At 64.8% G+C, this 14,440-nt stretch carries 11 protein-coding genes; 7 read left to right on the top strand and 4 right to left on the bottom strand.

Annotation, left to right across the window (positions count from 1 at the left end):
- Positions 1 to 204: 204 nt before the first annotated feature.
- The 3 genes from ATY02_RS23275 (at position 205) to ATY02_RS23265 (ending at position 4,229) form a co-directional block, all read left to right on the top strand.
- Positions 205 to 2,292 carry a TonB-dependent receptor gene (locus ATY02_RS23275; protein WP_124347950.1) on the top strand — a complete coding sequence of 696 codons (2,088 nt, stop codon included), beginning with the start codon at positions 205 to 207 and terminating at the stop codon, positions 2,290 to 2,292.
- Between the two features lie 64 nt (positions 2,293 to 2,356).
- A complete protein-coding gene (locus ATY02_RS23270) occupies positions 2,357 to 3,667 on the top strand; it encodes an NtaA/DmoA family FMN-dependent monooxygenase (RefSeq protein ID WP_068581340.1) in 1,311 nt (436 codons plus the stop codon).
- Between the two features lie 133 nt (positions 3,668 to 3,800).
- Positions 3,801 to 4,229: a TOBE domain-containing protein gene (locus ATY02_RS23265; RefSeq protein ID WP_068581339.1), complete on the top strand. Its 429-nt coding sequence runs from the start codon at positions 3,801 to 3,803 to the stop codon at positions 4,227 to 4,229.
- A gap of 42 nt (positions 4,230 to 4,271) precedes the next feature.
- Here the strand turns inward: ATY02_RS23265 and ATY02_RS23260 are convergent, their stop codons facing one another.
- From ATY02_RS23260 to ATY02_RS23250, 3 genes are all read right to left on the bottom strand, one after another.
- Positions 4,272 to 4,721: a PTS sugar transporter subunit IIA gene (locus tag ATY02_RS23260; RefSeq protein WP_022639380.1), complete on the bottom strand. Its 450-nt coding sequence runs from the start codon at positions 4,719 to 4,721 to the stop codon at positions 4,272 to 4,274.
- Between the two features lie 142 nt (positions 4,722 to 4,863).
- On the bottom strand, positions 4,864 to 5,670 hold the full coding sequence (locus ATY02_RS23255) for a thioesterase family protein (RefSeq protein WP_083235758.1): 807 nt from the start codon (positions 5,668 to 5,670) through the stop codon (positions 4,864 to 4,866).
- A complete protein-coding gene (locus ATY02_RS23250) occupies positions 5,663 to 6,643 on the bottom strand; it encodes a Rieske 2Fe-2S domain-containing protein (RefSeq protein WP_164823709.1) in 981 nt (326 codons plus the stop codon). Before ATY02_RS23250 ends, ATY02_RS23255 begins: the two co-directional genes overlap by 8 nt.
- Positions 6,644 to 6,778: 135 nt before the next feature.
- Between ATY02_RS23250 and ATY02_RS23245 the strand changes: the two genes are divergently transcribed.
- Together ATY02_RS23245 and ATY02_RS23240 are read left to right on the top strand one after the other, a co-directional pair.
- Positions 6,779 to 7,510, top strand: a complete 732-nt coding sequence (locus ATY02_RS23245; RefSeq protein WP_068581330.1) for a TetR/AcrR family transcriptional regulator — start codon at positions 6,779 to 6,781, stop codon at positions 7,508 to 7,510.
- Positions 7,511 to 7,567: 57 nt separating this feature from the next.
- The gene (locus ATY02_RS23240; RefSeq protein ID WP_068581327.1) at positions 7,568 to 9,214 is read left to right on the top strand and encodes an acyl-CoA dehydrogenase family protein; all 1,647 of its coding nucleotides are present in this window, start codon (positions 7,568 to 7,570) and stop codon (positions 9,212 to 9,214) included.
- Here the strand turns inward: ATY02_RS23240 and poxB are convergent.
- Positions 9,211 to 10,980: a ubiquinone-dependent pyruvate dehydrogenase gene (gene poxB, locus ATY02_RS23235; RefSeq protein WP_068581326.1), complete on the bottom strand. Its 1,770-nt coding sequence runs from the start codon at positions 10,978 to 10,980 to the stop codon at positions 9,211 to 9,213. The two genes, ATY02_RS23240 and poxB, sit on opposite strands and share 4 nt — an antisense overlap.
- Positions 10,981 to 11,119: 139 nt before the next feature.
- On the opposite strand from poxB, the gene ATY02_RS23230 reads away from it, so the two are divergent.
- A complete protein-coding gene (locus tag ATY02_RS23230) occupies positions 11,120 to 12,070 on the top strand; it encodes a helix-turn-helix transcriptional regulator (RefSeq protein ID WP_068581322.1) in 951 nt (316 codons plus the stop codon).
- 186 nt (positions 12,071 to 12,256) lie between these two features.
- Complete coding sequence (locus tag ATY02_RS23225) at positions 12,257 to 14,419, top strand: TonB-dependent siderophore receptor (protein ID WP_228022217.1); 2,163 nt, start codon at positions 12,257 to 12,259, stop codon at positions 14,417 to 14,419.
- Positions 14,420 to 14,440 lie beyond the last annotated feature (21 nt).

Below are 14,440 nucleotides of genomic sequence, written 5' to 3'. Positions count from 1 at the left end.
CACTGTCCGGCTGCGGGTGTTGCGCGGATCGGGGCCGCGCGGCGGTGCCCATGATAGCGGTTCCCTGGCGTCGCCGGGGCGGGTTGTGCCTGGACATCGAACACAGTCCATTCCGTTTTGCAGAATTAATTCTGTATTGAGGAATTTGATATCAGCGTGATAGCCTAATCGTGAAAGAGGATCATTCTCATTTGGAGGGAGGCCTTGATGGCCCTTACGCATCGCACATTGAGTCACGGTATTGGCGTTCTCACCCTGTCGAGCCTGCTGGCGGCGCCCTCGGCGCTGGCCGAGACAGAGGCCAAGGGCGAACAGAAGGGCAGCCTGGCCCTGGAGTCGCTGGTGGTCACGGGGGAAAAACTCGAGCGGGACTTGAAGAACACCGCGTCGTCGGTCTCGGTGATCACCGACCGAGATATCGAGCGCAGCAAGACCGGCGATGCGTCGGTGGCAGAGGTGATCAACGGCACGCCCAACGTGATCTACACCGACTCGGTGGGTGCGCCGGTCATTCGTGGCCAGGACACCCAGGGCCCGAACAACGGGCAGAACGTGTTCTGGGGCGGTACCGTGCCGCGGGCCACCATCAACCTCGATGGCCACTACCTGAACTACAACGAGATGTTCTTCGGTGCGACGTCGGTCTGGGACGTGGACAGCATCGAAGTTTTCCGTGGGCCGCAGACCACTTCCCAGGGCGCCAACGCCATCGCCGGGGCGATCATCGTCAACACCAAGGACCCGACCTTCGTCCCCGAGGCGGCCTACCAGGCCGAGATCGGCAGCTACCATTCGCGTCGCAGCTCGGTGGCGGTGTCCGGGCCATTGGCCGAAGATTTCGCCGGGCGCCTGGCGGTGGACTACTCGGCTCGCGATACCTTCATCGACTACGACAACCCGCGTTTCCAGGGCAGCAAGACCGACCAGGATTTTCGTAACCTCAATGCCCGGGCCAAGCTGTTGTGGTTGCCCACGGATATCCCCGGCCTGGAAAGCAAGTTCACCTTCTCCCACACCGACAGCAACCGACCGACCCAGGAAGCGGCTACTGCGCCGTTCCACAAGCTCAACCACCGCTCCACCACCATGCCGTCCTGGGAACAGGACACCAACACCAGCATCCTCGATGTGTCCTATGAGCTGGGCGGCGGCCTCAAGCTGCACAACCAGGCGCAGTATTCGCTGTCGTCGGTGCACCGGGTGACCGGGGCGGCAGGCGAGGGCGATGCGGATATCCGCCAGAGGAACGGCTCCAACGAAACCCGCCTGAGCTTCGGCGAGCAACAGGACGTGTTCAGCGGCATGGGAGGTGTCTACTACGCTCGCACCCGCACCGATGAAAGCCTGAACCTGCGTGGCCGCTCGATCTTCGATGACACCAAGACCAACCTCGGGATCTTCGGCGAGCTGCATTACCGCCTGAGCGATTTGTGGACCCTGAGCACCGGCCTGCGCTACCAGCAGGACCATGTCGAGCGCGACGGCAATTCGGTGCTGGCGCCACGGGCGCTGAACTATGACAAGACCTTCTCGGCGCTGCTGCCCAAGGTGTCCCTGGCCTACGCCGCCACCGCGCAGTGGACCGTGGGCGCCATGGTCAGCCGTGGCTACAACCCCGGCGGCGTGTCGCTGAACCTGAGTACCCGGCAATGGGCGTACTTCAAGGAAGAGTCGATCTGGAACTATGAGCTGTTCAGCCGAGCCAGCCTGCTGGACGACCGGCTGCTGATCAACACCAACCTGTTCTACATGGATTTCAAGGATGCCCAGTACAACATCCCGGTGGTGATCTCCCCGGGCGTGGCGCAGTCCTACACCATCAACGCCGAGAAGGCCCATGCCTACGGCCTGGAACTGGACTTCGACTACCGCCTGCTGGACAACCTGCGGCTCAAGGCCAGTGCCGGTACCTTGCGCACCCGCATCGACAAGATTTCCAGCAACGCCGGTTACGCCCACAACGAGTTCGCCCGCTCGCCGGGCTACACCCTGAGCTTCGGTCCCAGCTGGGACATCACCGAGCGCCTGAACCTCAATGCCCAGGTGCGCTACCTGGACGGCTACTACTCCGACGTGGCCAACACCTCCAGCTACTCGGTCAAGCCCTACACCCTCACCGACGCCCGCATGAGCTATCGCTTCAACGATCAGGTCCAGCTCTACGGCTACGTCAAGAATGTGTTCGACGACCGTTCCCCGACCTACATGCAAGAGAACCGCGGCATCGGCGGCACCGAAGCCAGCATGACCCAACCACGCACCCTCGGTATCGGTATCAAGGGCGCTTTCTGACCCGGCCCCCGGCGGCGCCTGCCCGGGCCGCCGGCCTCATTCCCCTACAGGAGATTGACAACAGATGAGTAACCGCAAACGCCTGCACATCGGCATGTCCCTGGCGCCCACCTGGCTCAGCGGCGATGCCTGGCGCCAGCCGGACAGCAACATCGAGGGCATCTACAGCAGCGATTTCGCCGTGGACATCGCCAAGCGCTCGGAGGCCGCCCACCTGGATTTCGTGTTTCGCCCGGACGTCAGCTACCTGAACATGGACGGCCTGGAAAGCGGCTCGGGTTTCGCCAGCCTCGACCCCACGGTGCTGCTGGCGGCAGTGGCCCGGGAGACCCGGCATATCGGCCTGGTCTCCACGGTGTCCACTACCTTTTTCCCGCCCTACGTGGTGGCGCGCCAGTTGCAATCGCTGCACTGGGTGAGCAATGGCCGCGCGGGCTGGAACATCGTCACCGCGCTGCAAGGCCACGAGAACTTCGGCCTGGAGGCCATGCCCGGTGCTGACGAGCGTTACGCCCGGGCCGCGGAGTTCACCAGCCTGGTGCATGAGCTCTGGGCGAGCTACCCGTCCGCTGCGCTGTTGATCGACCGCGAGAACGGTCGCTACGCCGATCGCTCCCAGGTACATCCGGTGGAGCATGAGGGGGCGCATTTCAAAGTGCGTGGCCCGCTGAACCTGCCGGCCTATCCCGGGCCACGAATCCCCCTGGTACAGGCTGGCGCCTCGGACACCGGCCGTGATTTCGCCGCTTCGGTGGCCGACCTGGTGTTCGCCCCGACCCCGGACAAGGAGGCCGCCCTGGAACTGCGCCACGACCTGTCCCGACGGGCGTTGAGCCATGGCCGGGACCCGCGCGATATCCGCTTGCTGCCGGGCCTGAGCCTGTACCTGGCGCCGACCCGAGAAGAGGCGCGCCAGCTGTTCATGCAGACCCACGGCAACCCGGACAACAGCCGCAAGTTCGCCTCCATCAAGCAGACCATCGGCCTGGACCTCAGCGACTGGCCACTGGATCGCCTGGTGAGCGCGGCGGACCTGCCGCCGCTGTCGTCCAACCCCGGCAGTCGTACCCATACCAACCTGCTGCGGCGCTTGATCGAGCGCGAGACCTTGCGCCTGGACGAGCTGTTGCTGCGCCCGGAGGTGATTTCCGCAGCCCACTGGCAAGTGATCGGCACCGCCGAGGATGCCTTCGAACAGATCGCCGACTGGGCCGAGGCCGGCGCCATGGACGGTTTCATCGCCGCCCCGGGCGGCTCGATCCGCTCGATGCACATCTTCCTTGAGCAAGTCGTACCGCTGCTGGTCCAGGCCGGGCTGTTCCGCGAGCGCTATAGCGCCAGCACCTTCATGGAACACTTGCAGGAGCAAGGCTGAAGCCAGGCAGGTAAGCCAGGCAGGTAAGCGGGGTACGGTCCGGATGACAGCGCGCTATGGTTGTTTCTACACAACGGGCCGCGGATCATTCCTGGCCAATACCCACCCTGGAAATCAAGCAAGGAAAGTCTCGATGAAAGTCAGTGCGCGCAACGTGTTCAAAGGCCGGGTCAGCCAGGTCGAAGAGGGGTCGGTGAATGCCGAGGTGGTGCTGTCGCTCGAAGGCGGCGAGCAACTGGTGGCGGTGGTGACCCTGCAAAGCCTGCGCAGCCTTGGGATCGCCCCGGGCACCGAGGCCCTGGCCCTGGTCAAGGCGCCATGGGTGATGCTGATGACCGACGCCGAAGGCATTCGCCTGTCGGCCCGTAACTGCCTGCAAGGCCGGGTGATCAGCGTCACCGACGGTGCGGTGAATGCCGAGGTGGTGGTCGAGCTCAGCGGTGGCAGCCGCGTCTACTCCATCGTCACCCGCGATGCCGTGGACGAACTGGGCCTGGCCCCGGGCGTCAGCGCCACTGCGGTGATCAAGGCCTCGCACATCATTCTCGGCGTACCGGCCTGAAACACCCATCGGTAGGCTCGCCGGGCCTTAGCGCCCGGCAGGCTACCAGCGGTCGAACAACTGCTTGACCTGGCGCGCCTCACGGCAGTCGTGCAGGGCCTGCCGGAAGCGCTGGTCGGCGAACAGCCGGGCGGTTTCGGCCAAGAGGTCCAGGTGCGACTGCTCGGCAGGGGCCGGTACCAGCAGCACCAGGATGTCGCGCACCGGCTGCTGGTCGGGGGCGGCAAAGGCCATGGGCGCCTGGGGGCGCAGATACAGGACGTGGATCGCGTCCAGTTCCTCCAGCCGCGCATGGGGCAGGGCCACGCCCGCGCCGATGGCGGTACTGCCGGCCTCCTCGCGACGGGCCAGGCTTGCGGCCACCCAGTCGCCCGGCAACTGCCAGGTATGTTGCATATGCTGGCCGATCTGCTGGAACAACCGATGCTTGTTCGACGGATTGACGGCGAGGAGGATGTCCTCCTCCTGCAGGTGCATGGCCAAGTTACCCATGGGCTTCTCCAGGAAAGACCGGGCGCCAGCGGCCCGGCTCAGCTTCCATTCAAGCGTATTCAAGGCCGGCTGGCAGCCAGGGTGCGGCAGTTTTTACGAAGTCTTTAGATCGCCACGAATCTGCACGGCCGCCCGTGAACCTTCAGCGAGGCATGATCAGCAGGCTCTGTACCGCGACACCGCAGGGACCCTGGATGTCGTACAGCTGGGTAATGGTCTGGCCAAAACCGCTGGAGACGATCGAGGTCGAGGCCTGCAAACCGATCCACTCACCCGCTGGTGCTCGTGCAAGATGCAGCGACAGGTCGGCATTGGCGAACGCAAAACGGTCCGCCGGCAGCACCCAGCTCAGGCCATTGCCGAAGTCGGCGGCCGCTGCGATCCGCATCGCCGCCGAGGTCGCGACACCGGCCACCAGCGGCACTTTCAGGCGTAGCCAGGCTGCTGCCGGGCCAGGCTGGGCAGGGTCGCCACCTGCGACCCGTCCTTCCATCGCCGTGTAGTAGAAAGAGCGCACTTCGGGCAGGCCGGGGATGCGCAACGGGCGCGGGCAATCCTCGGGAGGCGGCAGCCTGTCGATCGCGGCACGTGGCAGGTCGGATGGCAGCGCAAGGGTACCGGCGCGTACCAGTAGCCCATGGGCCCTGGCCACCCGCTTGCCATTGGCGCGGAGGGTGATTTCGACCCGCGCACTGGCTCGGCCGGTTTCGAGTGTCACGTCCGTCTCCAACCTGTCGATGGGCACTGGTCGGAGCAGTTCCACTGTCAGCCGTGCCAGTTGCCAACCGGTTTCGCTCGGTGCGGACTCGACCAGGTGGGCCAGCAGCCCGCAAGGCGCGCCGCCATGTTGGGCCCGCGAATCCCATGGACCACGGGCGAGTTCGGTGGCACGCCAGGCTGAACCGGTCTCCTGGATGAAGATGCAATCGTCGGGATGAATGTCATGCATGGGCTATCTCGCAGGGCGTTTGTGGAATGTGTCCTGCCAGGTCGAACTGCGCCGCCCAACGACGGAACCCCATGATCGGGCCATCACCTTCGGCAAGACCGGGGCGCTTCCAGCGCACCTTGTGTTCCCAGATCGGTACATCCTGGCTGACCTGGTCGATGGCTTCATCCACCAATGCCAGGCTCATGTCAGGTGCATCGATGCCTTGCAGGCGTGCCATCAAGCTGAACGTGACGGTGACACGGCCGGGCTCGACCGGCACCACGGAATCGACGAACACAATTTCGGCAAGGTCGCCGATGCGAAATCGCACCACGGCGAAGTAGGGGCCATACAGTGACGTCTGCAAGAAGCCAGACTGTTTCCCTCGGGGTGTGTTGAATTCATGCCGTATATCGACGTGCAATGTCGGGCCGATGGGATCGAAGCGTTCGAGCCGCGCCAATGTCGCTACGCCGTGCAGGTAGTGAAAGTGGGTGGTATCGACGATATTTTCCTGGACCTCCTGCCAGATAGTGTCCACTTCCCAGCGCTGGCGCCGGTAGCGTGACCAGGCCGGGTTCTGGTGCTCATGCAGGTGGGGTACGTCGAAAGTTGGAGGCGCCTCGCCTGGATGCCACCACATCATGATCAGCCCGTTGCGCTCCATCAGCGGCCAGGCCGTGAGTCGGTGTCGTTCCAGGCGTGGATTACTGCTGTAGGGAATCTCACGGCAGCCACCCGCTGCGTCGAAGCGCCAGCCATGGAAGGGGCAGCGCAAGGTGTCGCCACACACTCTGCCGCCATGGCCCAGGTGCGTACCAAGGTGGGGGCAGTAGGCATCCATGACATGGGCCTGGCCACTGTCGTCGCGCCACAGGACGAACTCCCGCCCCATGGCTCGTAGTGGCCGAACGTCCCCTCGTTGAAGATCTTCGCTATAGCCTGCCTGGAACCAGCCAAAGCCGAGCGCTGCATCGCCGAATCTGCGCATAAACCGTCTCCTTGCCCGGGCTTCGGGCACATGGAATGGAACTGCGTTCAACTGCATCGGGATAAAGGGGACAGTCAGCGTACTGCGGGCGGGACGTCGATTGCTACAAAAAATGAACTGTGATTCAATTCTTGCATGTCATATCGACGCACAACGAAGGTCGAGGAGCGCCTGGCCCAGACGCGGGAACGCATCGTGCTCGCGGCGCTCGACCTGGTCGCTGAGCATGGTTACGGCGGCACCACCATGCCGTTGGTGGCAGGGCTTGCCCAAGTATCGACCGGCCTGCTGTACCAGTACTTTCCCTCGAAGACCGACCTGTTCGACGAGGTTTTCCGACGTGCCTCCCAGCGTGAGATCGATGCTTGCGCAGCGGCTGCCGCTACCGAAAGCGCGGCGGCCGAGCGCCTGGCCGCGGTCATCCGTACCTTCTCCCATCGCGCGTTGAGCCGCCCACGCCTGGCGTGGGCGCTGCTGGCGGAACCGGTGGCACCGGTGATCGATGAAGATCGCTTGCGCTTTCGCGAGCCCTACCGTGCGATTTTCGCCACGGTCATCGAGGACGGCATCGAGACCGGCGAGTTTCGGGTGCAGAGCGCCCATACCAGCGCGGCAGCCATCGTCGGCGCCTTGGCCGAAGCGATGATCGGGCCCTTGGCCTTGGGTATTCTCTCCAGGCGCGCGGCTCAACGAGTGGTCGACGATATCGTCGGCTTCTGCCTGGCGGCGGTGCAGAGCCACGGCGCCGCGACGCAAGGCGCATCGACCCGTTCCAGCGGTGCCCGGAAGGCGCCGCGATCCACCCCGGCAACACCTGGCAAAACAAGGGCGACACGGCCCTCCAAGACGAACCCCGGCAAGACCTGACCCGCTGACACCATCGGGCGCTTGGCGTCCGGCGCTGGTGCAGTGAAGGAGAGCATCATGTGCGAGTTCATCCAGCCTTCCCCTGTCTTTTCCAACCGTTTCCATAGCGACCGCACGTTGCGCTATACCCTGGAGCGCTTGCTACCGCCGGATATCTTCGCCAAAGCGAGTCCGGACCTGGCGCGGATGGGCGAGCGGGCAGTGGATGAGATCCCCCGCTTGGCCGAGGCGGCCGAGCGCAATGAACCACGCCATGTGCCCTATGACGCGTGGGGACATCGGGTAGATCGCATCGAGGTCGATGGCGCCTGGGATCGCCTGGTGGCGATCGGACAAGAAGAGGGGTTGGTAGCGTTGCCCTACGAGGCGCCCTACGCGCAATTTTCGCGAGTGGTCCAGGCCGGTCTGGTCAACCTCTACGAAGGGGCCGGGGCCGTAGCGGCGTGCCCGTTGGTGATGACCGATGGCGCGGTACGTTTGTTGTCGCTGCACGATGCCGATCTCGCCGCACGCTATCTGCCGCACCTCTTGGCCCGTGACCAGGGGTGGACCTGCGGCCAGTGGATGACCGAGAAGGAGGGCGGTTCCGACATCGGCCAGGCTTCCACCATCGCGCGCCCCCTCGGCGACGGCACCTGGGCATTGAGTGGCACCAAATGGTTCACTTCGGCCGCGACCTCGCAGGTGGCGCTGGCATTGGCCCGCCCGGAAGGCGAAGCGCCCGGCAGTAAGACCCTGGCGCTATTTCTGCTGGAGTTGCGCCAGCCTGATGGCAAGTGGAACCACATTCATGTCCGGCGCCTGAAGGACAAGCTCGGCACTCGCGCCCTGGCTACCGCCGAGGTGGATCTGCAGGGCACGATCGCCCGGCCGGTGGGCGGCCTCGACCGAGGTGTGGGCAAGATCGCCGACCTGCTCAACGTTGCGCGGTTGTGGGCTTCCTGGGGCGGCCCAGCGGGGGTTGGGCATCTATTGATGATGGCTCGCGACTATGCGGGCAAGCGCCGGGTATTTGGCCAGTGGTTGCGGGACCAGCCGTTACATCGCCAGTGGCTCGCACGGATCGGCGCCGAGTACGAAGCGATGCTCGCGCTGAATTTTGAAACCGCGCTGGCCCTCGGCCGGCATGAGCAGGGCCAGGATGCATCCGGCCTGGCTCGCCTGCTGGCGCCATTGAGCAAGCTTGCCTGTGCAAGGCAGAGTATCTGGGCCACCAGCGAGCTGGTCGAGAGCTTCGGAGGGGCCGGTTACCTGGAAGACACGGGGATTGCCCGAGTGCTGCGCAATGTACACGTTCACTGCATCTGGGAAGGCACCACGTCGGTGTTGGCCCACGATGTGCTGCGGGCCCTGCACGGTACTGATCTTGGCGCGGTCTTTCTGGCCGATATCGAGCGGCGCCTAGTGTCGGTCGGTGCTGCTGCGGCGGCGCCTTTTGTAGGGCAGATTCGCCAGGCCTGCCAAGCACTGCGGCAATTGGCAGGCGCAGCCGGAGAAAGGGATGGCCGGCGCCTGGCCTGGGGCATGGCGCGAACCTACCAGGCGGTGTTGTTGCTGGAGGCGGCGATATGGCGCCAGGTCCGCAAGTCGGACGCCAGCGGCTGGACTGCGTTGCAGTTGTTCATCCAGCAACCGCTGGTGCCGCCGGCATTGCCGGTGAGCGAAGTCGAGCTGGGAGACTTGGCCTTCGGTACAACCTGCTAGCGACCAGAATCGTCCAGGCCCAGCTTGCGGCTGAGCCAGCCGCCCTTGGGCCAGTTGGTCCGGGCCAGTTCCACCACCTCGTCGCCGCGGCCGCTCATCACCGCCTTGAGCATGTACAGGCTCATGCCCTTGGCCTGCTCCAGCTTGATCGCCGGCGGAATGGCCAGTTCCTGGGTGGCGGTGATCACGTCCACCAGCACCGGGCCGTCGTGGGCCAGGGCGGTGCGCAGGGCGCCTTCCAGGCCTTCGGAGTCCTCGACCCGCAGGCCGAGGATGCCCATGGCGTTGGCCATGGCGGCGAAGTCCGGGTTGTGCAGGTCGGTGCCGGTGTCCAGGTAGCCGGCGGATTTCATTTCCATGGCGACGAAACCCAGCGAGGCGTTGTCGTAGACGATGATCTTCACCGGCAGCTTCAACTGGGCCAGGGAGATGAAGTCCCCCATCAGCATGCTGAAACCACCGTCGCCGGCCAGGGCGATCACCTGGCGCGCGGGGCAGGCGGCCTGGGCGCCGATGGCCTGGGGCATGGCGTTGGCCATGGAGCCGTGATTGAACGATCCCAAAAGGCGTCGCTGGCCGTTCATCTTCAGGTAGCGCGCGGCCCATACCGTGGGCGTGCCGACATCGGCGGTGAAGATGGCGTCGGCGTCCGCCAGTTCGCTGATCAGGTGGGTGAGGTACTGCGGGTGCACCGGCCGTCCCGGCGCGTCGGGGCGGGCCAGGTCGTCCAGGCCCTGGCGAGCCTTGGCGTAGTGCTCCAGGGAGGTTTCCAGGAAACGCCGATTGCCCTGGTAGGGCAGGCGTGGCAGCAAGGCCGCGAGAGTCTCGCGGACGTCACCGACCACGCCCAGGTCCAGGGGCACCCGCCGGCCCAGTGCCTGTGGATCGCGGTCGATCTGGATCACGCAAGCGTCCGTCGGATAGAACTGGCGATAGGGGAAATCGGTGCCCAGCAGTACCAGGGTGTCGCAGTTGAGCATGGCGTGATAACCGGAACTGAAGCCGATCAAGCCGGTCATGCCGACATCGAAGGGATTGTCCCATTCCACATGTTCCTTGCCGCGCAGGGCGTGCACCACCGGCGCGCCCAAGGCATCGGCCAGGGCCACGACCTGGTCATGGGCCCCGGCACAACCGCTGCCGCACAGGAGCGTCACGGCCTGGCTGTGGCTGAGCAGTTCCACCAGGCGGTCCAGGTCGTGGGGCGCCGGCAGGGTGCGTGGGGCGTGTAACGGTGGCCATGGCTTACCGGCCGCCGGCACCTGCTGCAAGGCCACGTCCCCGGGGATCACCACCACCGCCACGCCGCGCTGGAGGATCGCACTGCGCATGGCCCGGTGCAGCACCTCGGGCATCTGCGCCGGATGGCTCACCAGTTCGACGAAGTGGCTGCATTCCTTGAACAGTTCCTGGGGGTGGGTTTCCTGGAAGTAATCCAGGCCGATCTCCGAGGACGGAATCTGTGCGGCGATGGCCAGCACCGGCACCCGGCTGCGGTGGCAGTCGAACAGGCCGTTGATCAAGTGCAGGTTGCCCGGGCCGCAACTGCCGGCGCACACCGCCAGCTGTCCGGTGATGGCCGCTTCGGCGCCAGCGGCGAAGGCCGCCACTTCCTCATGGCGCACGTGCATCCATTGGATGCTCTGCATGCTGTGCAGGGCATCGGTGAGGCCGTTGAGGCTGTCGCCGGTCAGCCCCCAGATGCGCTTGACCCCGGCTTGTTCGAGGGTCTGTGCCAGTTGTCGGGCAATGCTGATGTTCGCCATGGCGTGCTCCTGCCGTCGGATGGGAAAACAGTGTGATCAGCAGGGGACAGTGGGTGAGGGCGGATGATTCCATGAAACTTATGTAAATGAGAATTAATGCTAATATCGGCGTCCGAATTTTCCTCTGCGAGCGCCGGCCTTGCACCCACCATCCCACCTGGACCAGCGCTACTTCCTGCGCGACTTCCGCCAGCTCGGCGAACGCCATGCCGTGCACTACAGCCTGCCTGGGCTAAGCGTCGAGCACGACGATATCTGCCTGATGCAAGGGCTTATCACTGAACACCGCCTGCCTGGCGGGCTGGTGCTGGTGAATTCCGACGTGCTGCCGTTCCACAGCTACCGGGTCGACTCGCTGCGCATGCCATGCCTGAGCCTGGCACTGGTGCTCGAAGGGCGTGCCGCGCTGAGCTTCACTCGGGAACAGGCGCTGTTACCCGGCCACTGTATCGCGACCCTGTGTGCCGACGACCGGCCACTGTCGGCGCTGCATTTTGCCGGTCCCCGGTTGCGCGGGCTGAACCTTGCACTCAACAGCCCCGAAGACCTGCCTGATGCGCAATTGGCCCAGCGGCTGCATGACGCTTTGCGGCGCGGTGGGTCGCAGATGACCTGTCACTCGCTGCCGTTGCATGTGCGCCAGGCCATCGACGACCTTGGCAACGGTCGTTGGCATGGCAGCCTGCAACAACTGCTATGCCAGGGGGTGGCCCTGCAACTGCTGGCCCATACCCTGGCCGGGTTGTCGGCAGGGGAGACCCAGGGCGACGCCTTGGCCCCCCGCGACCGACAACTGCTGGAGCGGGTTCGCGAGCGCCTGTACCAGGCTCCCGGCGAGGATCACTCGCTCACTGAGTTGGCACAGCTGGCGTGCATGAGCAGCAGCTCGCTGCGCAGCAAGTTCCGAGCGGCCTATGGGCAAACGGTGTTCGGGTACCTGCGTGGGCGCCGCCTGGATGTGGCCTATGCGCAGTTGCAGCAAGGCTGGTCGGTGCAGCAGGCCGCCCATTTCGTGGGTTATCGCCATGCCAGCAATTTCACCACGGCCTTTCGCCAGCGCTTCGGCATAGCCCCCGGCAGTTGCGGTTGAACGCCAGCGACGGCTTGGCGCCGCGGATTCGCGTCGGAACCGGCATCGCCCATAACATCCTCGGCATCCGGCAAAACCTGGGTAGGGTACGGATGTGAATAATGCGCATCCGACAATAGTATTCATCGGATAACCATTCCTATGTATTGCCCAGACTCCCGCGCGTTCCCGCGTCGTGCCCATTGCTTGCCCGTCGCCGTGTTCGGTGGCTTGCTGGTGTCCCTTTCGGCTTCGGCTGAAGAACCCGACAGCCGTTCCAGGCCGAACGCCTCATTGGTGCTACCCACCCTGAAAGTGCAGGGCGAGCAGGCGCTGGGCGAGACCACCGAAGACTCTGGCAGCTACACCACCGGTGCCATGTCCACGGCCATCGGCCTGCCGCTGTCGATCCGCGAGACCCCGCAATCGGTCAGCGTCGTCACCCGTCAACGCATCGAAGACCAGGGCCTGGCCACCACCGCCGAGATCCTGGCCAGCGCCCCGGGGATTTCCTATACCCGCAGCGACAGCAATCGCCTGGCGTTCTCCGCCCGGGGTTTCGCCATCGACAACTTCCAGTTCGATGGCCTGGCATCGCCCATCAACAACCTGTGGAACTTCGGCGCCACCGACATGGATTCGGCCATCTACGACCGGGTGGAAATCGTGCGTGGTTCCACGGGGTTGCTGACCGGCGCCGGCAATCCCTCGGCGGCGGTGAATTTCGTGCGCAAAAAACCGCTGGCGGATTTCGCCATCAGCGGCTCAGCGGGGGCCGGACGCTGGGGCGAGCGACGTGGCGACTTCGACCTGTCGCTACCCTTGGCGGCGGACGGCAGAGTGGCGGCGCGGGTGGTGGCGGCCTATTCGGAAAAAGACAGCTACACCCGCTTTCTGGAAAATGACTCACGCACGCTCTATGGGGTCGTCAGCGCCGAGCTGACCCCCAGCACCCGGTTGACCACCAGCCTGGAGTACCAGCGCAACCGTGTACGGGGCATGGGCAGCGGTTTTCCGTTGTTCTACAGCGATGGCTCGCGCACCGACTTCGGCCGCTCGACCGCCAACAATACCCGTTGGAGCCGTACCGGCAGTGAGTCCACCACGGCCTTCGTCGACCTGGAGCACACCCTGGATAACGACTGGAAGCTGCGTACGGCCTACAGCCGCTACGAGGGCAACTACGGCATGCACTCGCTGTTTCGCGGGGGCTATCCGGACCGTGCCACCGGCCTGGGCATGAAGGTCAACTTCCTCAATTACGATGGCGAGCGCAGCCGCGATACCTGGCACCTGACGGCCAGCGGCCCGTTCCAGTTACTGGGGCGCGAGCATGAACTGGGCCTGGGCTGGATGAGCATCGACGACGACCTGAACATCGACCAGTTCCAGCCCGCTGGCAAAACTCCGGCGATCGGCAGCTTCACTGACTGGCGCAACGGGCGTATTCCCGAGCCGGTGTGGTCACGCACCCGGTCCTCTGGCGATGCCACCCATACCCGACAGACGGGCGGCTACCTGGTCACCCGGCTGTCCCTGGCCGACCCGTTGCACTTGATCCTCGGCGCGCGGATCAGCGACTGGCGGATCGACCAGAACTACTACGGCGCCCAGCGCCAGTACCGCTACAAGAATGAAGTCACGCCCTATGCCGGGTTGATCTACGACATCGATTCGACCTACAGCGCCTACGCCAGCTACACCAGCATCTTCAACCAGCAGAACGCGCGTACGGCCAATGGCAGCATCCTCGACCCAGTGACTGGCGACAGCTACGAAGTGGGACTCAAGGCGGCCTACCTGGAGGGGCGGCTCAATGCCGCGCTGGCGGTCTACCGTACCCAGCAGGAGGGGCTCGCCGAGGCCATCCCCGGGGTGAACGTGCAAGGTCGACCCAACGAGCAGGCGTACAAGGCAGGCACCGGGGCGCGGGTCGACGGATTCGACCTGGACCTGAGCGGCCAACTGAGCGACGACTGGAACCTGTCCGCCAGCTATACCCACTTCATTGCGCGCAATGGCGATGGCCGGGCGATCAACACTGAGTTTCCCAGGACCCAGTTCAAGCTGTTCACCACCTATCGGCTCTCGGGTGTGCTGGACCGACTGACCCTGGGCGGTGGCACTACCTGGAACAGCCGGACCTCGCGCAACCGGGTACCCAGCCCCGGGGGGCTGACCGATGTGGGGCAGGGCGCCTATGCCTTGACCAGCCTGATGGCGCGTTACCAGGTCAATGACAACCTGTCGGTCAGTGCCAACCTGGATAACCTGTTCGACAAGCGCTACTACGAGCAGATCGGCTTCTACAGCCAAGGCTTGTGGGGCGAGCCGCGCAGCCTGCGCTTGAGCGCCAAGGCGGCGTTCTGATGACTCGGCTGCGGGTGTCCT

Origin of the sequence: Pseudomonas sp. BIOMIG1BAC, assembly GCF_001705995.2 — a bacterium.
GTDB classification, from domain to species: domain Bacteria; phylum Pseudomonadota; class Gammaproteobacteria; order Pseudomonadales; family Pseudomonadaceae; genus Aquipseudomonas; species Aquipseudomonas sessilinigenes.
This window is presented reverse-complemented; position numbering and strand designations above follow the sequence as displayed.